The organism is Erwinia sp. 2186 (assembly GCF_057812255.1).
In genome coordinates this window covers 4,277,877-4,301,027 of the sequence record NZ_CM173824.1, presented here as the reverse complement: position 1 = coordinate 4,301,027, position 23,151 = coordinate 4,277,877, and the positions used below count along the sequence as shown (strand labels likewise).

The window sequence follows — 23,151 nt, the reverse complement described above, 5'->3', positions numbered from 1 at the left end:
CCCGGCCTTGGGATACCACCGCACACACAATTATATGGAGTATAAACATGGCGTGGAATCAGCCCGGGAATAACGGACAGGACCGCGACCCGTGGGGAAGCAGCAATAATCAAGGCGGCAACTCTGGGGGAAACAAAGGAGGGCGCGATAAGGGGCCTCCTGATTTAGATGATATTTTTCGCAAGCTGAGCAAAAAGCTTGGCGGATTTGGCGGTGGTAACAAAAACGATAACAGCGGCGGGCAGCGTACGCCGGGTCGCGGTGGTCGTCTGGTCGGTATTGTCGTGGTTGCGGCGGTAGTGATTTGGGCCGGTAGCGGCTTCTACACCATCAAAGAAGCGGAACGCGGTGTGGTGACACGCTTCGGCAAATTCAGTCATCTGGTTGAGCCAGGCCTGAACTGGAAACCGACCTTTATCGATCAGGTTCGTGCGGTGAACGTTGAAGCCGTCCGTGAGCTGGCAGCCTCCGGCACCATGCTGACCTCTGACGAAAACGTCGTGCGCGTCGAAATGAACGTGCAGTATCGGGTCACTAACCCGGAACGTTACCTGTTTGCGGTCACCAGTGCGGATGACAGCCTGCGTCAGGCAACGGACAGTGCTTTGCGTGGTGTTATCGGCCGCTCAACCATGGACCGTATTCTGACTGAAGGGCGTACCGTGGTGCGTAGCGATACGCAGCGTGAGCTTGAAGAGACCATTCGTCCATACGATATGGGTATTACCCTGTTGGACGTGAACTTCCAGGCTGCGCGTCCGCCGGAAGAAGTGAAGGCCTCATTTGATGATGCCATCGCGGCACGTGAAAACCGTGAGCAGTACGTTCGTGAAGCGGAAGCCTATGCGAATGAAGTGCAGCCACGCGCCAACGGTCAGGCACAGCGTATTCTGGAAGAAGCGCGTGCTTACAAAACCCGTACCGTACTGGAAGCACAGGGTGAAGTGGATCGCTTTGCGAAACTTCTGCCTGAATACAAAGCGGCTCCAGAGATCACCCGCGAGCGTCTGTACATTGAAACCATGGAACGCGTGCTGAGCCATACCCGTAAGGTGTTGGTGAATGACAAGGGTAACAACCTGATGGTGTTGCCGTTGGATCAGATTATGCGCGGACAGGGCGGAGCATCGTCGAACGCAACCCAGGACAGCAGTAGCAACAGCCTGTTGCGCCTGCCACCGGCCAGCGGCAGCAATGACCGCGCCAGTAACGGTTCGACGTATAATCCGGACACCATCATGGATCAGCGCCGGGCGAATGCTCAGCGCAACGATACCCAGCGCGAAGGGAGAGAGTAAGCGATGCGTAAGCCATTAATCGTCGTATTGATTGTTGTGCTGGTGGTGCTGTACGCGTCACTGTTTGTGGTACAGGAAGGCCAGCGCGGCATCGTCATGCGCTTTGGTAAAGTCCTGCGTGATAGCGAAAACAAACCGCTGGTGTACGCACCAGGTCTGCACTTCAAGATCCCATTCCTGGAATCCGTGAAGTCGCTGGACGCCCGTATCCAGACCATGGATAACCAGGCCGACCGTTTCGTCACCAAAGAGAAGAAAGACCTGATCGTTGATTCCTATATCAAATGGCGCATCAGCGACTTCAGCCGTTACTATCTGGCCACCGGCGGCGGCGACGTCTCCCAGGCAGAAGTGCTGTTGAAACGTAAATTCAGTGACCGTTTGCGTTCTGAAATCGGTCGTCTGGACGTGAAGGACATCGTTACCGATTCTCGTGGCCGTCTGACCACCGATGTGCGTGATGCACTGAATACCGGTAGTGCAGGCCAGGACGATGAAATCGCCACGCCAGCAGCAGATGATGCGATTGCCTCGGCAGCCGCGCGTGTGGAGCGTGAAACGACCAGCAACGAACCGGCTATCAACCCGAACAGTATGGCGGCGTTAGGTATTCAGGTTGTTGATGTGCGTATCAAGCAGATCAACCTGCCTACCGAAGTGTCAGACGCAATCTACGCACGTATGCGTGCAGAGCGTGAGTCTGTCGCCCGTAGCCAGCGTTCACAGGGTCAGGAAGAAGCTGAGAAACTGCGTGCAACGGCGGATTACGAAGTGACGCGTACGCTGGCAGAAGCGCAGCGTACCGGCCTGATGACCCGCGGTGAAGGGGATGCAGAAGCAGCGAAACTGTTTGCTGATGCGTTTAGCCAGGATCCTGACTTCTACGCCTTTATCCGTAGCCTGCGTGCTTACGATAATAGCTTCAAGAGCAATCAGGATGTGATGGTGCTGAGCCCGGACAGTGATTTCTTCCGCTTTATGAAATCGCCTTCTAACGCCACCCGTTAAGAATCTGCTATAAAACGAGGGGCCGGATTATCCGGCCCCTTTTTTATTGTCTGTAGCGGAAAACATAATGAACCCAACCATTTGGATGGCGCTGGCGTTAGTGCTGGTTTTGGAAGGCCTGGGCCCGGTACTGCTGCCGCGCATGTGGCGGCGGATGATTTTATCCATGGCGCAATTGCCTGACACGCTGTTACGGCGTTTTGGTGGTGGCCTTGTGGTGGCCGGTGCGGTGATCTACTACATGATCAGTTCGCATAGCGGCGGGTGAAATCTGGGAAAAAAGTCCGCAATCGTATGCTAAAAGAGCTGAAAGACGGGTTTTACGGTGGTAGAATCCATTTTTAAGCAATCGGTGATTTTGAGAAATGGGTAAGAACGTCGTCGTACTGGGCACCCAATGGGGTGACGAAGGTAAAGGTAAGATTGTTGACCTCCTGACTGAACGTGCAAAATACGTTGTTCGTTATCAGGGCGGCCATAACGCTGGCCATACGCTAGTCATCAACGGTGAGAAAACCGTCCTCCATTTAATTCCATCAGGTATTCTGCGTGAAAACGTGACCAGCATCATCGGCAACGGTGTTGTGCTGTCTCCGGCTGCGCTGATGAAAGAGATGAAAGGTCTGGAAGATCGCGGCTTCCCGGTACGTGAACGTCTGTTTATTTCTGAAGCCTGCCCGCTGATCCTGGAATACCACGTTGCACTGGACGTGGCACGTGAGAAAGCGCGCGGTGCGAAAGCCATCGGCACCACCGGTCGCGGTATTGGCCCGGCTTACGAAGATAAAGTGGCCCGTCGTGGTCTGCGTGTGGGTGACCTGTTCAACAAGGAAACCTTCGCCGCTAAGCTGAAAGACGTGATGGAATATCACAACTTCCAGCTGGTGAACTACTACAAAGAAGACGCCGTCGACTACGACAAAGTGTTGAGGGATACGCTGGCGATTGCCGACATCCTGACCGGCATGGTTGTGGATGTTTCTGAGCTGCTGGACGGTGCGCGTAAGCGTGGCGACCTGATCATGTTTGAAGGTGCACAGGGTACGTTGCTGGACATCGACCACGGTACCTATCCGTACGTGACTTCGTCCAACACCACCGCAGGTGGCGTGGCAACAGGTTCCGGCATCGGTCCGCGTTATGTGGATTACGTGCTGGGCATTGTAAAAGCCTACTCAACCCGCGTTGGCGCAGGTCCATTCCCGACTGAGCTGTTCGACGAAACCGGCGAGTTCCTGTGCAAGCAGGGTAACGAATTCGGTGCCACAACGGGCCGTCGTCGTCGTACCGGTTGGCTGGATGCGGTTGCCGTGCGTCGTGCCGTACAGATCAACTCCCTTTCTGGCTTCTGCATGACCAAACTGGACGTGCTGGATGGCCTGAAAGAAGTGAAAATCTGTGTCGCTTACCGTATGCCGGATGGCCGCGAAGTGACCACCACGCCGCTGGCAGCAGAAGGCTGGGAAGGCATCGAGCCAATCTACGAAAGCATGCCTGGCTGGTCTGAGACCACTTTCGGCGTGAAAACGCTGGATGGCCTGCCACAGGCCGCGCTTGACTACATCAAGCGTGTAGAAGAAGTAACTGGCGTACCGATAGATATCATCTCTACCGGCCCGGATCGTAGCGAGACAATGATCCTGCGCGACCCGTTTGACGCATAAGTTATCTGAGGCCGGGCAATGCCCGGCCTTACTCTATCCGCCTGCGCTTCCCACCTTGTTTTCTCTTTATCAACGCTTGCTTAAATAAAATGGCCTCGAATACGCAGGCTGGTTTATCATCATTGATAACACACTCATTTATGAGCGGATTACGGCAGCGCTTCTGGCAGTCGGTCGAGCTTTCGAGGTTACTGTGCAGCTAACAAGTTTCACCGATTATGGTTTACGTGCGCTGATCTACCTGGCCGCCTTACCGGCAGGCCAGATGGCCAGCATTACCGAAGTAACAGAGGCTTACGGTGTCTCGCGTAATCATATGGTCAAAATCATCAATCAACTTAGTCGGGCAGGTTACGTCGCCGCGGTGCGCGGAAAGAACGGCGGGATCCGTTTAGGCAAGCCAGCGTCAGAGATTGTGATTGGCCAGGTCGTTCGGGAAATGGAGCCGCTACAGTTGGTGAATTGCCAACCCTGTCTCATTAGTCCGGCCTGTCGCCTTAAGAAGGCGCTCTATGATGCGGTCCAGAGTTTTCTGGCCGTTTTGGATGGCTATACCCTGGCAGATCTGCTGGAAGACAACCATCCGCTCTACAAATTATTGCTGGTTGAACAACCTTCACTCAGCAGTTGATGACAACGGAGGAACCGCTATGTCAAAAGATCCATTTAAGGAACGGGAAGCAGAAAAATATGACAATCCCATTCCAAGTCGCGAGTTTATTTTAGCCCATCTGGATAAACGCGAAAAACCGGCCAGCCGTGAAGAGCTGGCAGCCGAACTGTCAATTTCAGACGAAGAGCAGACCGAAGCGCTGCGCCGCCGTCTGCGGGCGATGGAACGTGATGGCCAGCTGGTCTTCACCCGTCGCCAGTGCTATGCCCTGCCAGAACGCCTGGACCTGCTGCGCGGAAAGGTGATCGGCCACCGCGATGGCTTCGGCTTCCTGCGTATTGAAGGCAGCAAAGACGACCTGTACCTGTCTGCCGATCAGATGAAAATGTGCATGCACGGCGACATCATCCTGGCGCAGGCGATGGGCGCAGACCGTAAAGGTCGCCGCGAAGCCCGTGTCGTCCGGGTGCTTGAGCCACGTAACAACCAGATCGTCGGTCGCTACTTCACCGAAGCCGGCGTCGGCTTTGTGGTGCCTGATGACAGCCGTCTGAGCTTCGATATCCTGATCCCACCAGAAGATCTGATGGGTGCCCGCATGGGCTTTGTGGTGGTCGTGGAGCTGGTTCAGCGTCCAACCCGCCGCAGCAAAGCCGTGGGTAAAGTGGTCGAAGTGCTGGGCGATAACATGGGCACCGGCATGGCCGTGGAAATGGCGCTGCGTACTCATGACATTCCTCACTCCTGGTCACCGGAGCTGGAACAGCAGATTTCGAAGCTGAAAGAAGAAGTGCCGGAAGAAGCCAAAGCCGGACGTGTGGATCTGCGCGATCTGCCGCTGGTCACCATTGATGGTGAAGATGCGCGTGACTTCGATGACGCCGTTTTCTGTGAAAGAAAACGTGGCGGCGGCTGGCGTCTGTGGGTGGCGATTGCCGATGTGAGCTATTACGTTCGCCCTGGTACGCCGCTGGATGACGAAGCGGTTAACCGCGGGACATCGGTCTACTTCCCTTCGCAGGTTGTACCGATGCTGCCGGAAGTGCTCTCTAACGGCCTGTGTTCTCTGAACCCGCAGGTAGACCGTCTGTGTATGGTCTGTGAGATGACCATCTCCTCAACCGGTAAGCTGACGGGCTATAAGCACTACGAAGCGGTAATGAACTCGTGGGCGCGTCTGACCTATAACAAAGTGTGGAGCATTCTGCAGGGCAACCAGGAGCTGCGTGAACAATACCAGCCGCTGGTCAAAGACCTGGAAGAGCTGCACCGCATGTATCTGGTACTGGAGAAGTCGCGCGAACAGCGTGGCGGTATCTCCTTCGAAACTGACGAAGCCAAATTTGTCTTCAATGCCGATCGCCGCATTGAACGCGTTGAGCAGGTTTCCCGCAACGATGCGCACAAGCTGATTGAAGAGTGCATGATCCTCGCGAACATCGCCTCTGCCCGCTACGTTGAGAAAAACAACGAGCCAGCCCTGTTCCGTGACCATGACCGTCCTGGTGAAGAGAACATCAAGAGCTTCCGCTCGGTGCTGAACGAGCTGGGCCTGACGCTTGGTGGCGGCAACAAACCGCATCCACTGGATTACGCCGAGCTGCTTAAGCAACTCTCCAGCCGTCCGGATGCAGAAATGCTGCAAACCATGCTGCTGCGCTCGATGAAGCAGGCGGTTTACGACCCGGAAAACCGTGGCCACTTTGGTCTGGCTCTGGCGTCGTATGCGCACTTCACGTCGCCTATCCGTCGTTACCCGGATCTGCTGCTGCACCGTGCGATTAAGTACCTGCTGGCGAAAGAGAACGGTACGCTGGCGGAAGGCAGTATCACCACGCCAACCGGCGGCTACCACTACGAAATGCCGCAGATGCTGCAACTGGGCCAGCACTGCTCAATGACGGAACGTCGTGCCGATGAAGCCACGCGTGATGTTGCTGACTGGCTGAAATGCGACTTTATGCAGGATCAGGTGGGCGAAACCTTTACCGGTGTGATCTCCAGCGTCACCGGCTTTGGCTTCTTTGTCCGCCTGACCGATCTGTTTATCGATGGCCTGGTGCATGTCTCCACCCTCGACAACGATTACTACCGTTTCGACGCGGTGGGTCAGCGTCTGATCGGCGAATCCGGCGGCAAAGCCTATCGCCTTGGCGATACCGTAGAAGTGCGGGTTGAAGCGGTACACATGGATGAGCGGAAAATTGATTTCGCGATGATCTCCAGCAGCCGTAAACCGCGTGGCGAAGGCAAAACCGAGCGCGATCGCGCCAAGAAACCTGCCTCGCAGAATAGCGGCAAGCGCCGTCGCGACCAGGGCAAAAAAGGCACCTTTGAGCCGGACACTTCTTTCCGAGCGCCGAAGAGCCAGGAAACCGCGGCTACAGCCGATGCGGGTGCCAAAAAAGACAAAAAGCCGAGAAAACCGTCAGACAAAACGCGTAAAATCGCGTCCGGAACCCGGTCACGTCGTGCGGCGAAGAAAAAGACTGACAATCCGGCATAAGCGATTATCCGGCATCGCAGTCATGGCCTAACAAGATTAATTGAGTAACAGATTAATGAGTGAAATTGTATTTGGTATTCACGCCGTAAAGGCGCTGCTCGACAGCAGTCCTCAGCGCTTTCAGGAAGTGTTTATCCTCAAAGGGCGTGATGACAAGCGCCTGCAACCGCTGATCAAAGAGCTGGAAGCCCAGGGCATTGTGGTGCAGATCGCTAACCGTCAGTGGCTGGACAGCCAGGTCGAAGGCGGCGTGCATCAGGGGATCGTGGCGCGGGTGAAGCCTGGCCGTCAGTATCAGGAAAGCGACCTGCCCGATCTGCTGGAAAGCCTGGACTCGCCGTTCCTGCTGATCCTTGATGGCATTACCGATCCGCATAACCTCGGTGCCTGCCTGCGCAGCGCCGATGCGGCGGGCGTTCACGCGGTGATCGTTCCGCGCGATCGTTCTGCCCAGCTGAATGCCACCGCCAAAAAAGTGGCAAGCGGCGCGGCAGAGCATGTGCCGCTGATCACCGTGACGAACCTGGCCCGCACCATGCGCGTTCTGCAGGATGCTAACGTGTGGATTGTCGGTACCGCCGGTGAAGCCGATCACAATCTGTACCAGAGCAAAATGACCGGCCCGATGGCGCTGGTGATGGGTGCAGAAGGTGAGGGCATGCGTCGCCTGACCCGCGAGCACTGCGATGAGCTGATCAGCATTCCGATGTCTGGCAGCGTGTCGTCGCTGAACGTTTCTGTGGCAACCGGCGTCTGCCTGTTCGAAGCGGTGCGTCAGCGCAGCAGTAAGTAATCTCTCCGGGGCGTGACCTGCGCCCCGAATTTCCCTTCTTTATCCCCCCAGTTCCTGTCTGTCTCTCATACTGAATGAGTGCTAATGATAAGGATGCCGCGATGAACTGGAAAACGCATACCGTTTTTAATCAACCTCTCCCTCTGGCGAACAGCAACCTGTTTCTTTCTGACTCTCCTCTGCGTGATGCCGTGCTTCGTGAAGGCGCGGGTTGGGATGGCGATCTTTTGGCTTCGGTCGGGCAGCAGTTGGGCAGTGCCGAATCACTGGAACTGGGCCGGCTGGCCAACAGCTCTCCGCCCGAACTGCTGCGTTACGATCCCTGCGGCGAACGGCTGGATGATGTGCGCTTCCACCCGGCCTGGCATCTGCTGATGCAGGGGTTGACGGCCAATCGCGTGCATAACCTTCCCTGGCTGGATAACGCCCCGGAGACGGCTTTCGTTGCCCGTGCGGCGCGCTTTATGCTGCACGCCCAGGTCGAATCGGGCAGCCTCTGTCCGGTTACCATGACCTTCGGTGCCATTCCGGTATTACAGAAACACCTGCCAGCGGCCTTTGCCGACTGGCTGCCGCCCTTACTGTCCGATCGTTATGATGTGCATATCAAAGAGGCGCCGCTGAAAAGAGGGCTCCTGATCGGCATGGGAATGACCGAAAAACAGGGCGGCACCGATGTGCTCAGCAATACCACGCGCGCTGAGCCCGTTGCCTCACGCGGGAGCGGAGAATGCTATCAGCTCACCGGCCATAAATGGTTTTTCTCGGTGCCGCAAAGCGACGCGCATCTGGTTCTGGCGCAGGCAAAAGGCGGGCTATCCTGCTTTTTCCTGCCGCGACTGCTACCGGGTGGCGAGAAAAATGCGGTGCATATCGAACGGCTGAAAGAAAAGCTCGGCAATCGCTCCAATGCCAGCAGTGAAGTGGAATTTTTGGCCGCCAGCGGCTGGCTGATTGGTGAAGAGGGCGAAGGCATCAGGCAGATCCTGAAAATGGGCGGCTATACCCGTTTTGACTGCGCGTTAGGCAGCCACGCCATGATGCGCCGCGCCTTCTCGGTCGCGCTGTATCACGCGCATCATCGTCAGGTGTTGGGGAAAAATCTCGTTGATCAACCGCTGATGCGACAGCTGTTAGCTTCCCAGGCGCTGGTGCTGGAAGGACAAACGGCGATGCTGATGCGGCTGGCGCGGGCCTGGTCCCATCAAGCCACGGCGTCGGAAAAACTTTTCAGCCGGCTTTTTACGCCTGCTGCCAAATATGTCGTCTGCAAACGCGGCATCGGCTTTGTGGCCGAGTCGATGGAAGTGCTCGGCGGTATTGGCTATTGCGAAGAGAGCGAGCTACCGCGTATCTACCGTGAAATGCCGGTGAACAGCATCTGGGAAGGATCGGGAAACGTGATGTGCCTGGATGTGCTTAGGGTGCTGAGCAAACAGCCTGGCGTCCGGGAGATGCTGTCAGCAGAATTCGACGCGGTGAAAGGGCAGAACCGCCACTTCGACAGCTTATGGCGTCAGATCAAACTTGCTGCCGGCAAACCGCAGGAAGCGCAGGCACGTAACCTGACTGAAGGCTTATTCGCGCTGGCCTGCGGCGTACAGGTGATGACCCAGCTGGAACCTGCGCTGGCGGATGCCTGGTGCCGCCAGATGCTGGATCGCAGAGGGTTTTCCCGGCTGCCCGAAACGGTGGCGGAACGGCTGTTATTGCGCGCCAGCGGTGGCTGAAGGGCCATAAAGGATCGCGCTGGAGTACCAGAGCCCAGGCATTATCGTCTCACTGACCAGCTGGATATAGTAATAGGTTGCCCCCGCTGCATTGGCCTTCGCGGCAATCGCGCGTTGCGCATCATCCGGGGAACCGCGCTCATTGACGCTGATGGTGCCGATTTTTCGCAGGTTAAGGCTTTGCGCGCGCGTGACTTCCTGCGCGTGTGAAGTGGGCGGGGGTGGCGGTTTAGGTTGGGTTTGTAACTGGCTACAGCCAACGGTCAGCAAAACCAAGAGGATTGTCAGTAACCGGCTCATAGTGCGATCTCAGCAGTGGGATAGCTCATAGTGTAAGCTATCCCACCGTGATTATTAGCCTTTCAGCGTAAATACACTCACCAGCTGAGTCAGATGGTGCCCTTTGCGGCTCAGTTCGTGGGCGGTCTGTTCAGAGGTCGACACCAGCTCGGTGTTCTGGTGCGTCGCCTGACCGATCTGGTTCATGGCAATGTTGACCTGACCAATTCCGGCGGACTGCTCTTTCGAGGCGATATTAATCTCACTCATCAGCACCTTCACCTGACCAATGCGACCCACGATATCCTCCATCGCCTTGCGCGTCTGCTCAGAAAGATCGTGCCCCTGAACCACTTTGCTTAGCGAGTTTTCAATCAGTCCGTCGATCTCTTTCGCCGCATGCGCACTGCGTTGTGCCAGCGCACGCACTTCTGCCGCCACCACCGCGAAGCCTTTGCCATGCTCACCCGCCCGTGCCGCTTCCACCGCCGCGTTCAGCGCCAGGATATTGGTCTGGAAGGCAATCGATTCAATCACGTGGGTGATGTCGGCAATGCTCTGCGAGGCGCTTTTAATATCCGTCATGGTGACCACGGAGCGCGACACGGTCTCGCCACCGTTTTGCACCACTGCAGAGGCTTCATCGACCAGCGTCAGCGCCTCAGAGACGTTAGCGGCGTTCTGCGCCACGGTCGCACTTAACTGCTCCATGCTGGCAGAGGTTTCTTCCACGCTGCTGGCCTGGCGGGAGATCTGTTCGCTGATGTTCTCGCTGCTCAGCGCAATGGCATCCGTCCCGCTGCTGATCTCTTCTGCGGCTGCGCGGACCTGCGAAACAATCCGCTCCAGCCCGTCGCCAATGCCATTGATGGCCAGGATCAGCTGCCCGACTTCATCATGGCGTTGGGTGGTCAGCGTCGCCTGCAGGTTGCCTGCCGAGTAATGACGTGCCAGTTCGATCACTTCCTGCAGCGGCTTGCTCAGCCAGTGGCGGGTAGTGATGACGAAGCCGAGGGCAAACAGCAGCACCAGCGCAGCGCCAATCAGCAGGAACAGATCGCGGGTCTGATCGATCGGCGCCAGCAGGCTGGCCTTGTTCACTTCGCCGAGGATCACCCAGTTCCACTCCGGCAGATGGCGCCAGGTCATGATCTGGCGGCTGCCATCTTCGCCTTCCGCTTCCAGCGTGCCCTTATCCTGCGTCAACAGCTGCTGCTGAACCGCGTCTGACCAGCGTGGCTGCTTGCCTTCCTCCGTTGGGTGGAACACGAAGTTGCCGTGATTTTTACCGGCCGCATTGTCCAGCACCACAAAATGGCCGGTTTCGCCCAGTTTCTTGGCAAGCACCTTCTGGCGAATTTCGGCATACTGCTTGGTAATGTCCACGCCGACAAACAGGATGGCAATCACCTTGCCTTCGCTGTCTTTTACCGGCTGATACTGGGTGATATAGCGCTTGCCGAACAGCATGCTTACGCCCTGATAAATTTCTCCTTTCTGCATCAGCTTCCAGGCCGGGCTGGTGTGATCCAGCCGGGTGCCGATCGCCCGTTCGCCGTCCTGCTTACGCAGAGAAGTGGAAATACGCATAAAGTCGTCGCCCATGCGCACAAAAATGGTGGAGATGGCGCCGGTACGCTGCTGGAAATCATCAACCAGCACCTGATCGAGGTTAAGGGTTTTCAGCCCGGCGCGTAACGTAGGGGTCTGCTCTGTGCCAACGGTGATTTGCTGGCTGTCGTCCACGGAAAAACGCTTCGGTAAGAAGCTCTGGAAAAGCGCGGTGTAATTGGCGACTTCTTCGCTAAGCGTACTGTCAAACATCGACGCCATATCGCCAATGCCGCTGACCTGGTTATCCATATTTTCCTGGGTCAACGCCTGCAGCTGTTTTGCCGCATTGTGGGTCAGCGCCAGCGTCAGGATCAGGAACAATATGGCGACACTGAATGAGGTGATCACCGAGAGCTTGACGCCAAGGCTCCAGCGCCTGAATGAGAGTTTTTTCATGGGAGGCCTGTTGAAGGTTTAAGGGGCTTGCATCGGTTAACGGCAACAGACCTGAAACATTTAGTTTTTAATTTTGTGAGCAGGCTAACGGTTTAGATAATAAACTCAAATTCCATCGCAATCCGCTGGCGCCCTGTCAGTCCACCCTGTTTTCCATGGAGGCTTAATGATTGAGATTGCTACCGAATCTTTTGCCGGCATCGACTGTTTGCACGCCACGCCCGCCGGTAAACGCCACACGCCCTTACCGACCATTTTGTTCTGGCATGGCTTCACCTCTTCAAAAGAGGTGTACGCCTATTTTGCCGTCGAGCTGGCTCAGGCCGGTTTCCGGGTGGTGATGCCGGATGCTGATATGCACGGTGCGCGGTATAACGGCGACACGGAATTCCGGCTGACCCGTTTTTGGGAGATCCTGAAAAGCAATATTGATGAGGTGCCACGGATTGAGGCGGCATTACGCCAGCAGCATCTGATTGAAGAGGGCAGGTTTGCGGTGGCCGGCGCCTCGATGGGCGGCATGACCGCGCTGGGATCGATGGCCCGTTACGACCAGATTGCCTGCGTCGCCTGCATGATGGGATCGGGCTATTTTATGTCGTTGTCGCACACGCTGTTCCCGCCGCTGGTGGCCAAAACCGCCGAGCAGAAAAAGGAACTGGCAGACCGACTGGCGCCGTTAGCGGAGTATGACGTCAGCGGGCAGCTGGAAAAACTGGCTAACCGACCGTTGCTGGTCTGGCATGGCGAAGCGGATGAGGTGGTGCCTGCCGCAGAGAGCGTCAGGTTAGAAAAAGCGATGCGCGAAGCGAAGCTCGATGCGAATCTGACGTATATCGTCGAAAGCGGCATCGGGCATCGCATCACTCCGCCAGCACTGACAGCGATAGCGGCGTTTTTTAAGCATCATTTATAAGGCAAGTTCCCGGGGAAGCCCGGGACCCTTCACCGCTACAACTGTTTGGACAGTCGCTCTGCTGCGGTAGTTGGGGCTTTATGCGATGTTTTGTCTAACGGAGAAGGTATCCGGTTAATATAGACATAACTGTTCGCCGCATTGCTGGTGTAGCTTTTCACCTGCTGCTCGGTGCCGGTCGAAATGGCAAAGGCGGATGTGGAAAGGAAGAGACCTAGTAAGGAGGCGATTGCGATGGTTTTCATAATAACTCCACAATCTGGTAATACCGTCTGACGCGGACGTCAGGGTCGTGTCATAAGCAACCTGTATAGTTTAGCCCACCGCGACTTAAAAGGTATTAGTAATTCTTGCTGTTTTAGATCAACTTTTTTGAACGACTTTTCGGTTAAGCTGATGATCTTATTCAGTTAGCACAGAATGCCCCTGTGCCTGGCCGCGAAATTGACAAATTATTTACTCCCCGCCCCGACATTACCTTGAGTTTTTCCGGCCCCGCCAGTATGATTACGCGTCAATTTTTTCAGCCGCTCAAACATACACGTTCCTTGCTTCCATGGGCCGCGGCTGACCCTGACAGGAGGCTGAATAATCCGTAAGGAGCAAATTCGATGCGTCATTACGAAATCGTATTTATGGTACACCCTGACCAGAGCGAACAGGTTCCTGGCATGATCGAGCGTTACACTGGTGCTATCACTGGTGCAGAAGGCACGATTCACCGTCTGGAAGACTGGGGCCGTCGTCAGCTGGCTTACCCGATCAACAAACTGCACAAAGCACATTACGTTCTGCTGAACGTAGAAGCTCCGCAGGAAGTGATCGATGAGCTGGAAACTAACTTCCGCTTCAACGACGCCGTTATCCGCAGCATGGTTATGCGCGTTAAGCACGCGGTAACTGAAGCATCTCCGATGGTTAAAGCGAAAGATGAGCGTCGTGATCGTCGCGAAGATTTTGCTAACGAAACCTCTGATGATGCAGATGCTGGGGATTCTGAAGAGTAATTTACCGTGACGGCTAATCGGCTGACGTTGTCTGGCACCGTGTGCAAGACACCGACGCGTAAAGTGAGCCCGTCAGGTATTCCACATTGCCAGTTCGTGCTTGAGCACCGTTCCGAGCAGGTGGAAGCCGGTTTTACCCGGCAAGCCTGGTGTCGTATGCCGGTCATTATTAGCGGCAAAGCGCATCAGCACATTACTCAAAGTATAACGGTCGGCACGCCTCTCACCGTTTCAGGTTTCATTAGCAGCCATCAAGGGCGTAATGGACTGAATAAGACGGTGTTGCATGCCGAGCAGATTGAATTGATAGATTCTGGAGACTAGCCTAATGGCACGTTATTTCCGTCGTCGCAAGTTCTGCCGTTTCACCGCGGAAGGCGTTGTAGAGATTGATTACAAAGATATCGCTACGCTGAAAAACTACGTTACCGAAAGTGGTAAAATTGTCCCGAGCCGTATTACCGGTACTCGTGCAAAATACCAGCGTCAGCTGGCCCGCTGCATCAAGCGCGCTCGCTACTTGTCCCTGCTGCCATACACTGATCGTCATCAGTAATATCGGCCGCTGTCTATTAACGACTTTAAGAGGATAAGGTAATGCAAGTTATTCTGCTTGATAAAGTAGCAAACCTCGGTAACCTGGGTGACCAGGTTAACGTTAAAGCGGGCTACGCTCGTAACTTCCTGGTACCACAGGGCAAAGCTGTTCCTGCTACCAAGAAAAACGTTGAGTTCTTCGAAACACGTCGTGCAGAACTGGAAGCTAAACAAGCTGACGTTCTGGCTGCATCTAATGCACGTGCTGAGAAAATCAACGCACTGGGCAACGTTACCATCGCGTCTAAAGCAGGCGACGAAGGTAAACTGTTCGGTTCCATCGGTGCTCGCGACATCGCTGATGCAGTTACTGCAGCTGGCGTTGAAGTGAACAAGAGCGAAGTTCGCCTGGCGAACGGCGTTCTGCGTACTACCGGTGAGCATGAAGTTGAGTTCCAGGTTCACAGCGATGTGCTGGCAAAACTGATTGTAAACGTGGTTTCAGCAGCTTAATCGCTAACGTTACCGCATAAAAACGCCGGCCACGTGCCGGCGTTTTTGTTTTTGTCGATCGGGCTTTATTGCGCGCGAATAAAGGATCCGTCTGGCTGGCGGGTAAACAAAATCTGCCCGTTATCCGTATCTACCGTTAATCCATTCACCACGCCCTGCGCATTCTGACGCACACGCACTGCCTGACCGGTTTTCAGATTACTCAGCGGCTTATCGTCGCCTTCCACCCGCGCCATCGCGAACACATCATTCACGGCTAAATTATTGTCGCGGAACAGTTGCGCCAGCGTCTGGCCGGATGCGATTTGATAGCTGTGCCAGGTGCCCTGAGAATCATTGCTGGTTTTCGCCGGCGCCTGAGGCGTTTCCGGCTGCTGGTCGTTAATCTCCGCCTGCATCGGCACCTCTGTTCCGGACGACGAATCGGCCGTGATGGGCCTTTGCGGCTGCACAGGCGAGGGCGCTGGCCAGAGGAACGCCAGTAATATCAAAATGATAGCGAGAATGATCCCCCGACGATGGCCCGGCGGCAGCGGGTCCATCCAGCGGACGGAATCCGGCAGGTGCCAGACCTGGCGGAAGAAGTGGGGTACTCGTGATGCTGAAGACGCTTTGGGCATTGCGTCATCCTCCTGGCGCGAACCACGCGCAAATAGTGAGCTTTTTGCTATCCGGTGAAACCACCCGTTTAGAGAAAGCGACTGGCTTTTCCTTCGCCTGCGGGCAAGATGGCCCATTTTGACCTCGACTAAAATATAGCTGATAACGCATTGTGCGTGCGGAGTTTATTCCGCCCGTGGGATCCGCGTATTGTTTCCTTTTAGCCAGCAAAAGTCACCTGAAGAAGATGCCATTTTACGCCCGTTGCCTGCGCTGTTATGCTTCGTCTTCTGTTTTTATCAATGATGAAAGGAAATTCCATGACTACCCCTTCTTTTGACAGCGTAGAAGCGCAAGCAAGTTACGGTATCGGTTTACAGGTTGGCCAGCAGCTGCTGGAATCTGGACTGCAGGGTCTGCAGCCAGAAGCATTGCTGGCAGGCCTGCGCGATGCGCTGGAAGGGAACGCCCCTGCTGTACCTGTTGACGTTGTTCACCGTGCGCTGCGTGAAGTTCATGAGCGTGCTGATGCCGTGCGTCGTGAGCGCCAGCAGGAAATGGCAGTAGAAGGTCAGAAATTCCTGCAAGACAATATCAAGCGTGAAGGCGTGAGCAGCACCGAGTCTGGTTTACAGTTCAGCGTGATTGCGCAGGGCGAGGGTGCTATCCCATCCCGTCAGGATCGCGTACGCGTGCATTACACCGGTAAACTGATCGATGGCAGCGTGTTCGACAGCTCTGTACAGCGTGGCGAGCCGGCTGAGTTCCCGGTTAGCGGCGTTATCCCAGGCTGGATTGAAGCGCTGACGCTGATGCCAGTGGGTTCCAAATGGGAGCTGGTTATCCCTCATGAGCTGGCTTACGGTGAGCGTGGTGCGGGTGCCTCTATCCCGCCATTCAGCACCCTGGTATTTGAAGTTGAGTTGTTAGAAATCCTGTAAGATTTCGGGCCAGGGACGCCTGGCCCACTCATCATTATTTCTGCAAATCTAGCTGATAAACGGCAAACCCCACCTCATCAGTCCCTTTCTGCTGTAACGGATACTGCGCGTGCTCGCGAATAAACTGAGCGGCTTTCTCACCTGGTGAGGTTTCAAAGCGAATATCCAGCGGCGTGGCACTCTCAATGTGCGCCAGCTTCCAGTTATTATCCGCCTGCGGTTTCACTTCTCCCTGCGCTTTGGTCTGCGCGCTGATATACGCCGCCACTACCGAGCGGTTCTCATCCGGCGAGGCGAAGGCAATATGGCTTTCACCGGTTCCGGCGAACTTGCCGCCATAAGCGCGGTAGTTATTGGTGGCCACCAGGAACGTCGCCTGCGGATCGATGGCTTTGCCGTTGTAGGTCAGATCTTTGATACGTGAGGCATTGGCATTGAGCGGCTGACACTCGGCGTCGTATTTCGCCGGTTGGGTGACATCAATGCGGTAATTAACGCCATCAATCACATCAAAGTTATAGGTGCGGAAATCCCAGTTAATCAGCGACTGCGGTTTGCTGCTGTGGATATCAATCTGATTGAACTGGCCGGCGGAGCACTCCAGCCACTCTTTAACCTCTTTGCCACTGACTTTCATCACGACCAGCGTATTAGGATAAAGATACAGATCGGCGGCATTACGGAAGGTCAGCTGTCCTTTTTCCACTTCCACATAACTGGCGGGATCGTTCTTGCGGCCACCGGCTTTAAACGGCGCGGCTGCCGTCAGTACCGGCAGGTTAGCCAGATCCGGATCGCCCTGAATATAGCGCTGCACGTAGTCGCGCTGGGCGTTATTCACAATCTGCACGGTCGGATCGTCCTGCACCAGTGACAGATAGCTGTACATCACATCCGCCGACTTGCCGATAGGCTTGCTGACAAACTCGCGGGTGGCATCGTGATCGTGCTTCATCACCTTCAGCAAGGCCTGATCTTCCGCCGCCAGCGATTTTTTCGCTGTCTTGTCGTAAATCGGGCGCGCTTCGGCCTTCGCGCTGCTGACCTGCCAGTGCCCCTGCTGATTATCCAGCACCAGATCGACCACACCGAGGTGATCGCCCCACATGCCGGGCATGACGGCCGGAATGCCGTTCAGCGTCCCCTGTTTGATGTCAGCGCCTTTAATGCTGGCAAAGTCGGCGCTCGGGAACACCGCATGCGCATGACCAAACAGGATTGCATCAATCCCCGGCACCTGGCTGAGGTAATAGACGGAGTTTTCGGCCATCGCCTTATACGGATCGCCAGACAGCCCGGAGTGCGGAATCGCGACGACCAGATCGGCACCGGCTTTGCGCATTTCCGGCACCCACTTGCGGGCGGTTTCGGTAATGTCATTCACCGTGACTTTGCCGGTCAGATTGGTTTTGTCCCAGACCATAATTTGCGGCGGCACAAAGCCGATATAACCGACCTTCAGCGTATGTTTTTTTCCGTCACGGTCCGTGACCTCGACCTCCTTAATCAAGTAAGGAGTGAACAGCGGTTTGCCGGTTTTGACATCAATGATGTTGGCGTTGATATACGGGAACCGCGCGCCGCTAATCGCTTTATGCAGGTAGTCCAGGCCATAGTTGAATTCGTGGTTGCCAAGGTTGCCGACGGTATAATCGAGGGTATTCATCGCTTTATACACCGGATGCACTTCACCCTGCTGCAGGCCTTTGGCCGCCATATAATCGCCAAGCGGACTTCCCTGAATAATATCGCCGTTGTCGACCAGCACGCTGTTGGTTGCTTCTTTGCGCGCGGCGTCAATCAGCGTAGCGGTTCGCACCAGGCCAAATTTCTCCGTGGGCGTGTCTTTGTAATAGTCAAAGTCCATCATATTGCTGTGCAGATCGGTGGTTTCCAGCAGGCGAAAATCCACCGTGGCCGCATGCAGAGAGGTCGCAACCAGCAGGGCTGCGAGGGTATAAACAGGCTTAATCATCATTTCTCCGTAAATTTCGATGCCATCACTCCCTAACATCTCAAATTTTTATGAAACTGTTACGTTGTGTCTCACATAACTGTGATCTGCCACAAATATTTACCTCTTATGACCCTGGCGGGATAAACAGGGGGTTCCGCGAGAGAAAATGAATTATGCTGTTGATAACTAAGGTCAACTTTTTACCTAATCTGTCGAAATCAGCGGGCCTGGCCCGCAGCGCGACAGGCGGCTAAAATTCAGCTGCTATGATCAGTAGAGGTTTTTAGCTGTAAAAAAGGCGGCCTGATACGTAACACCTGCCGGCAGAGTCCGGCATCAAGATGCTAATCAAGAGGTGGAAAATGTTAGACAAAATTTGCCAGCTGGCCAGGGAAGCAGGCGATGCAATCATGAAGGTGTATGACGGACAGGCACCGATGGATGTGGCTCACAAGTCCGATGATTCGCCGGTGACGGCGGCGGATATTGCAGCTCATAACGTGATTGTTCAGGGGCTGACCGACCTCTCCCCGGAAATCCCGATACTGTCGGAAGAAGATCCGGCAGGTTGGGAGGAGCGTCAGCACTGGCAGCGTTACTGGCTGGTGGATCCGCTGGACGGCACCAAGGAATTCATTAAGCGCAACGGCGAGTTTACCGTCAACATCGCGCTAATCGAAAACGGCAAGCCGGTGCTGGGTGTGGTGTACGCGCCGGTGCTGCAGGTAATGTATTCCGCAGCAGACGGTAAGGCATGGAAAGACGAGGGCGGTCATCACGAGCAGATTCAGGTGCGTGAAGCGCATCCGCCTCTGGTGGTCGTCAGCCGCTCCCACTCAGACACCGAGCTGGAAGACTATTTAAGCCAGTTGGGTGAGCACCAGACCACGGCCATCGGCTCCTCGCTGAAGTTCTGCCTGGTGGCAGAAGGCAAAGCGCAGCTTTATCCACGCTTCGGACCAACCAATATCTGGGACACCGGCGCAGGTCACGCGGTCGCCATCGCTGCCGGTGCATACGTGCATGACTGGAAGGGCAAAACACTCGACTACACGCCGCGCGAATCCTTCCTCAACCCAGGCTTCCGCGTTTCGCTGTTCTGATTGGTGTTATTGCGCGAGTCATCTGGATGTTCTGGCGGTAGGTTCAGCTGAGTTTGTCGCAGGGAGATAGCAAGTCGTCTGTGGAAACTTGTGGCAAGCTCAGGGAGAGAAGGTTGAACGCAAAGACGCCGTAAACCCATCCCTGGGGGCTCAGCGGCGACATACCTGTCGCCGAAGACTCGCTATCAACCTTCTCTCCCTTCCCCAAAGCTTCAGCGTTGCCTGTTCTTATCGGGCACACACTTCAAAACCCACTCAGCGTTGCCTGTTCTTATCTGGCACGCACTTCAAAACCCACTCAACGTTGCCTGTTCTTATCGGGCACATACTTCAACACCCACTCAGCAGCGGCCATTGACCTGTGCGTCCACAAGACCCACCAACAACACTGATGTTATTGGGTGGCGGCATAGAGCGCGTTAGCCGAGTGTCTGCGGCAGGGATGCCGCAGCCAAGCCTCCAGGGATGGATTCACGGCGTCTCGGATAACGCGCTCTATGCTGACGCCTTACCACCCGAGCAGCCTTTGACCTGAACAACGTGCTCTATGCTGACGCCTTACCACTGAGCCGGTTTTGACCTGAACAACGCGCTCTATGCTGACGCCATACCACTGAGCCGGTTTTGACCTGAACAACGCGCTCTATGCTGACGCCTGACCACTAAGCCGGTTTTGACTTAACCCGCGCCTCACTCCAATAACTTATGTACCAGCGCCACCACGTTCTTCACTTCATCCTGCGTCAGCGCACCGTCTTTGGCGAAGCGTACCTTGCCGTATTTATCCAACACCACAATCGCCGATCCGGCATCATCCAACTGCCAGGCCTTTTTGGCCACGCCGTTGCTGTCGACGATGAACTGCGACCACGGAAACTGCTTCTTGTTGTTCTCGATGCTGCTGCGAACGAACATCCCGGTGCCGGGGATCGCATCGTCGGTGTTGACGATGGTGGTGGTCTGATAACGATCATGCGGAAACTTCGCCGACTTAATGGCTTCAATCAACGCCGCATTCTTCTCCTTGGAAGAAGAGCGCCCGGCAATATGCTGGATCACCCGCACCTTGCCCGGCAGCTTTGCACTGTTCCAGTTCTGATAACTGAAATCCTCCTGCTTCAACACCAGCTCACCTTTATCCGTGATGCCCACGGCAGGCACGCGTTGCCCTTCTGCAAAACCATGTGCGCCGGCAAATGAGGAGAAACACAGCGCGATAAGAACAAAAAATAAGCGAACGGTATTCATGGACTCGACCTTTTGATGTGATCCGACCAGTTAGTCATGTTCCTGCAATAATAAGCGCAGAAGATGCTGCTGTCGCATCGGAATAACATCTTTGCAACACACAGCACAAATCCCTTTCAATTGAAGGTTTATACTGTTTCGACATAACCAGCAGGCAGTCTGTACTGTCATGATGTGTAAAAACAGGAAAAAAAGTCGGTTTTCGGACTTCAGGAAGGCGATGTTGGTCTATAGTGAATCCACTTTGCGCTGCAAGGATTCGTACCGAAATTGGACACGACGCAGCGCACATATCTTTTTCAGGAGTATTACCAGCATGAAGATCTTTCAGCGATATAATCCGCTGCAGGTGGCCAAATACGTAAAAACACTGTTTCGCGGCAGGATATACATCAAAGACGTAGGCGCATTTGAGTTCGATAAAGGCAAAATCTTGATCCCACGCGTTAAAGATAAACAGCATTACAGCGTGATGTCAGAAGTGAACCGCCAGGTACTGCGATTACAAACCGAATTTAACTAAAAAATAAGGCGCGAATTCTCGCGCCTTTCTGTTTCCTGCTTCCCGCTACGACTCTTCCGGCACCGGCGTTAACACCGACGCCGCCGTGGTTGGACGGGCATCAATCCGCGTCACCAACAGCTGATCGATACGATAACTGTCGATATCCACCACTTCGAACTTATAACCGTGGAACTTCACAAAGTCGGTGCGTTTCGGGATCTTGCGCAGCATAAACATCATAAAGCCGCCAATGGTCTCGTAGTTACCGGACTGCGGGAACTCATCGATATGCAGCACGCGCATCACGTCATCAATCGGCGTGCCGCCTTCAACCAGCCACGAATTCTCGTCACGGGCCACAATCTGCTCTTCCATGCCCTGACCGACCAAATCGCCCATCAGAGTGGTCATCACGTCGTTCAGCGTGATAATGCCGACCACCAGTGCGTACTCATTCATGATCACCGCGAAGTCTTCGCCGGCGGTTTTGAAACTTTCCAGCGCTTCTGACAGCGTTAAGGTATCCGGCACGATCAGCGCGGAACGGATCTGCACGCCGCTGTTCAACGCCATACTCTGATGGCCCAGCACCCTTAACAGCAGCTCCTTCGAATCGACATAGCCGACGATATGGTCAATATCTTCATTACACACCAGGAACTTGGAGTGCGGATGATTAGCGATTTTTTCCTTCAGGCTGTCTTCGTCTTCGTGCAAATTGAACCAAACGATGTTCTCACGGGAAGTCATCGAAGAAGGTACGGTGCGTGACTCCAGCTCAAACACGTTTTCAATCAGCTCATGCTCCTGCTTACGCAGCACGCCAGCCAGCGCACCCGCTTCCACAATGGCGTAGATATCATCGGAAGTGATGTCGTCTTTACGCACCAGCGGGATTTTAAACAGGCGGAAAATGATGTTAGCGCCGCCGTTAAAGAACCACACCAGCGGACGGAAGATAAACAGACAAAAACGCATCGGGTTGATGATCTTCAGCGCGACTTGCTCTGGCGCGATCATCCCCAGACGTTTTGGGAACAGGTCAGCAAACAGGATAAACAGGCTGGTCACCACGGTGAATGAACAGATAAAACTTAGCTGCTCGGCCAGCTCCGGGGAGGTGAAGCGTAGAAAAAGAGAACGAAATGCCGGAGAGAAGGCGGCGTCGCCCACAATACCGCCTAAAATAGCCACGGCGTTCAGGCCGATTTGCACCACGGTAAAAAACATCCCGGGTGTTTCCTGCATCTTCAACACGCGCTGCGCGTTGATATTGCCGGTATCCGCCAGCAGCTTCAGCTTGATTTTACGGGCTGCAGCCAACGAGATTTCTGACAATGAGAAAAATGAGCTGATCGCAATCAGCAGTACGATGACAAGCAAACTGTCTAACATAAAACATCCATAAAATGGCTCGATTCAGTAACGATCAGGTGAAAGTGCCCGGAACCGGCCTTGAGTTTAATTACTTGTCATTTTTGGCCTGGGCAGCGTTTGAGGATCTGCGGACGTCATGTCCCATGATAAGAGCTCGGCTATCCGTGCCAAAAATGTCTGCGCCTGTTCGGCAAGATTGCCGGGGCAGAAGTCAGTCAACAAGCCGTCAGACGACTTGTGCAAAGGATTATAGCCGTGCCGCCGCATGCTTACAATTGCGGCGATGGGCTGGGTGAGATTAATCCGAGTCTGGTTGAGGAGAGTGCCGAAGTAACATTCGATCACGATCCTGTGTTGTAACGTGTCGATACTTTGCACACAATAAGTTAATAAATTTGGCTTTACGGGCAAATAGAGGGCCATAAGCGGCAAAAAGTTGCCATGCTTACAGGATCCCGCGCCTGGAAAGAACGTAAAGAAAGCGTTGTGCCCAACTGGAATAAGGGCCGGCATCATAATCAGGAGTCAGCGTGCCACGAATTCATG

The 23,151-nt window shown here is 54.8% G+C and carries 24 protein-coding genes; 16 read left to right on the top strand and 8 right to left on the bottom strand.

Annotation, left to right across the window (positions count from 1 at the left end):
* Positions 1–47: 47 nt before the first annotated feature.
* The 8 genes from hflK to ACXKZG_RS20080 all read left to right on the top strand — a co-directional run bounded on the left by hflK (position 48) and on the right by ACXKZG_RS20080 (position 9,612).
* Positions 48–1,298: an FtsH protease activity modulator HflK gene (hflK, locus tag ACXKZG_RS20115; RefSeq protein ID WP_013200491.1), complete on the top strand. Its 1,251-nt coding sequence runs from the start codon at positions 48–50 to the stop codon at positions 1,296–1,298.
* 3 nt (positions 1,299–1,301) lie between these two features.
* Positions 1,302–2,306: a protease modulator HflC gene (gene hflC / locus ACXKZG_RS20110; protein WP_013200492.1), complete on the top strand. Its 1,005-nt coding sequence runs from the start codon at positions 1,302–1,304 to the stop codon at positions 2,304–2,306.
* Positions 2,307–2,373: 67 nt separating this feature from the next.
* Entirely contained in the window at positions 2,374–2,574 is a 201-nt protein-coding gene (locus tag ACXKZG_RS20105) for a DUF2065 domain-containing protein (RefSeq protein WP_013200493.1), read from the top strand.
* 97 nt (positions 2,575–2,671) lie between these two features.
* Positions 2,672–3,970 (top strand): adenylosuccinate synthase, encoded by a 1,299-nt coding sequence (locus ACXKZG_RS20100; protein ID WP_488875348.1) that lies wholly within the window; start codon positions 2,672–2,674, stop codon positions 3,968–3,970.
* 193 nt (positions 3,971–4,163) lie between these two features.
* The gene (gene nsrR, locus ACXKZG_RS20095; RefSeq protein WP_013200495.1) at positions 4,164–4,601 is read left to right on the top strand and encodes a nitric oxide-sensing transcriptional repressor NsrR; all 438 of its coding nucleotides are present in this window, start codon (positions 4,164–4,166) and stop codon (positions 4,599–4,601) included.
* Between the two features lie 19 nt (positions 4,602–4,620).
* On the top strand, positions 4,621–7,089 hold the full coding sequence (gene rnr, locus ACXKZG_RS20090; protein ID WP_134823312.1) for a ribonuclease R: 2,469 nt from the start codon (positions 4,621–4,623) through the stop codon (positions 7,087–7,089).
* 55 nt (positions 7,090–7,144) lie between these two features.
* Positions 7,145–7,882: a 23S rRNA (guanosine(2251)-2'-O)-methyltransferase RlmB gene (gene rlmB / locus ACXKZG_RS20085; protein ID WP_106381850.1), complete on the top strand. Its 738-nt coding sequence runs from the start codon at positions 7,145–7,147 to the stop codon at positions 7,880–7,882.
* Between the two features lie 101 nt (positions 7,883–7,983).
* The gene (locus ACXKZG_RS20080; protein ID WP_488875347.1) at positions 7,984–9,612 is read left to right on the top strand and encodes an isovaleryl-CoA dehydrogenase; all 1,629 of its coding nucleotides are present in this window, start codon (positions 7,984–7,986) and stop codon (positions 9,610–9,612) included.
* Here the strand turns inward: ACXKZG_RS20080 and bsmA are convergent.
* Together bsmA and ACXKZG_RS20070 are read right to left on the bottom strand one after the other, a co-directional pair.
* Positions 9,589–9,912 carry a biofilm peroxide resistance protein BsmA gene (gene bsmA / locus ACXKZG_RS20075; RefSeq protein WP_134823314.1) on the bottom strand — a complete coding sequence of 108 codons (324 nt, stop codon included), beginning with the start codon at positions 9,910–9,912 and terminating at the stop codon, positions 9,589–9,591. The two genes, ACXKZG_RS20080 and bsmA, sit on opposite strands and share 24 nt — an antisense overlap.
* Positions 9,913–9,966: 54 nt before the next feature.
* The gene (locus ACXKZG_RS20070; RefSeq protein WP_134823315.1) at positions 9,967–11,901 is read right to left on the bottom strand and encodes a methyl-accepting chemotaxis protein; all 1,935 of its coding nucleotides are present in this window, start codon (positions 11,899–11,901) and stop codon (positions 9,967–9,969) included.
* Between the two features lie 166 nt (positions 11,902–12,067).
* On the opposite strand from ACXKZG_RS20070, the gene yjfP reads away from it, so the two are divergent.
* Positions 12,068–12,817 (top strand): esterase, encoded by a 750-nt coding sequence (gene yjfP, locus ACXKZG_RS20065; protein ID WP_488875346.1) that lies wholly within the window; start codon positions 12,068–12,070, stop codon positions 12,815–12,817.
* A 35-nt stretch (positions 12,818–12,852) separates the two neighbouring features.
* On the opposite strand, the gene ACXKZG_RS20060 is transcribed toward yjfP, so the two are convergent.
* Positions 12,853–13,062 (bottom strand): hypothetical protein, encoded by a 210-nt coding sequence (locus ACXKZG_RS20060; protein WP_041691874.1) that lies wholly within the window; start codon positions 13,060–13,062, stop codon positions 12,853–12,855.
* 366 nt (positions 13,063–13,428) lie between these two features.
* On the opposite strand from ACXKZG_RS20060, the gene rpsF reads away from it, so the two are divergent.
* The 4 genes from rpsF to rplI are packed head-to-tail and all read left to right on the top strand — an operon-like array spanning position 13,429 to position 14,874.
* Positions 13,429–13,824, top strand: coding sequence for a 30S ribosomal protein S6 (gene rpsF / locus ACXKZG_RS20055; RefSeq protein WP_013200501.1), 396 nt, complete (start codon positions 13,429–13,431; stop codon positions 13,822–13,824).
* Between the two features lie 6 nt (positions 13,825–13,830).
* Complete coding sequence (gene priB, locus ACXKZG_RS20050) at positions 13,831–14,148, top strand: primosomal replication protein N (RefSeq protein ID WP_071822094.1); 318 nt, start codon at positions 13,831–13,833, stop codon at positions 14,146–14,148.
* A 4-nt stretch (positions 14,149–14,152) separates the two neighbouring features.
* A complete protein-coding gene (gene rpsR / locus ACXKZG_RS20045; protein ID WP_004392491.1) occupies positions 14,153–14,380 on the top strand; it encodes a 30S ribosomal protein S18 in 228 nt (75 codons plus the stop codon).
* Between the two features lie 41 nt (positions 14,381–14,421).
* The gene (gene rplI / locus ACXKZG_RS20040) at positions 14,422–14,874 is read left to right on the top strand and encodes a 50S ribosomal protein L9 (protein ID WP_013200502.1); all 453 of its coding nucleotides are present in this window, start codon (positions 14,422–14,424) and stop codon (positions 14,872–14,874) included.
* 65 nt (positions 14,875–14,939) lie between these two features.
* Here rplI and ACXKZG_RS20035 read toward each other — a convergent pair whose 3' ends face one another.
* Positions 14,940–15,494, bottom strand: coding sequence for a LysM-like peptidoglycan-binding domain-containing protein (locus tag ACXKZG_RS20035; protein ID WP_151038417.1), 555 nt, complete (start codon positions 15,492–15,494; stop codon positions 14,940–14,942).
* A 300-nt stretch (positions 15,495–15,794) separates the two neighbouring features.
* Here ACXKZG_RS20035 and bamJ point away from each other — a divergent pair, with 300 nt between their 5' ends.
* Positions 15,795–16,415, top strand: coding sequence for a BamJ family beta-barrel-assembly machinery protein (bamJ, locus tag ACXKZG_RS20030; RefSeq protein ID WP_013200504.1), 621 nt, complete (start codon positions 15,795–15,797; stop codon positions 16,413–16,415).
* 34 nt (positions 16,416–16,449) lie between these two features.
* On the opposite strand, the gene ACXKZG_RS20025 is transcribed toward bamJ, so the two are convergent.
* Positions 16,450–18,390 carry a bifunctional 2',3'-cyclic-nucleotide 2'-phosphodiesterase/3'-nucleotidase gene (locus tag ACXKZG_RS20025; protein WP_346595419.1) on the bottom strand — a complete coding sequence of 647 codons (1,941 nt, stop codon included), beginning with the start codon at positions 18,388–18,390 and terminating at the stop codon, positions 16,450–16,452.
* Positions 18,391–18,734: 344 nt separating this feature from the next.
* On the opposite strand from ACXKZG_RS20025, the gene cysQ reads away from it, so the two are divergent.
* Positions 18,735–19,475 carry a 3'(2'),5'-bisphosphate nucleotidase CysQ gene (cysQ, locus tag ACXKZG_RS20020; RefSeq protein ID WP_013200506.1) on the top strand — a complete coding sequence of 247 codons (741 nt, stop codon included), beginning with the start codon at positions 18,735–18,737 and terminating at the stop codon, positions 19,473–19,475.
* A gap of 690 nt (positions 19,476–20,165) precedes the next feature.
* Here cysQ and ACXKZG_RS20015 read toward each other — a convergent pair.
* Positions 20,166–20,723, bottom strand: a complete 558-nt coding sequence (locus ACXKZG_RS20015) for a YtfJ family protein (RefSeq protein ID WP_134823320.1) — start codon at positions 20,721–20,723, stop codon at positions 20,166–20,168.
* A 316-nt stretch (positions 20,724–21,039) separates the two neighbouring features.
* Here ACXKZG_RS20015 and ACXKZG_RS20010 point away from each other — a divergent pair, with 316 nt between their 5' ends.
* The gene (locus tag ACXKZG_RS20010; protein WP_013200508.1) at positions 21,040–21,246 is read left to right on the top strand and encodes a DUF1107 domain-containing protein; all 207 of its coding nucleotides are present in this window, start codon (positions 21,040–21,042) and stop codon (positions 21,244–21,246) included.
* 45 nt (positions 21,247–21,291) lie between these two features.
* Here ACXKZG_RS20010 and paeA read toward each other — a convergent pair whose 3' ends face one another.
* Positions 21,292–22,623 (bottom strand): polyamine export protein PaeA, encoded by a 1,332-nt coding sequence (gene paeA, locus ACXKZG_RS20005; RefSeq protein ID WP_013200509.1) that lies wholly within the window; start codon positions 22,621–22,623, stop codon positions 21,292–21,294.
* Positions 22,624–22,689: 66 nt separating this feature from the next.
* Positions 22,690–23,121 (bottom strand): hypothetical protein, encoded by a 432-nt coding sequence (locus ACXKZG_RS20000; RefSeq protein ID WP_488875345.1) that lies wholly within the window; start codon positions 23,119–23,121, stop codon positions 22,690–22,692.
* Between the last annotated feature and the right edge of the window lie 30 nt (positions 23,122–23,151).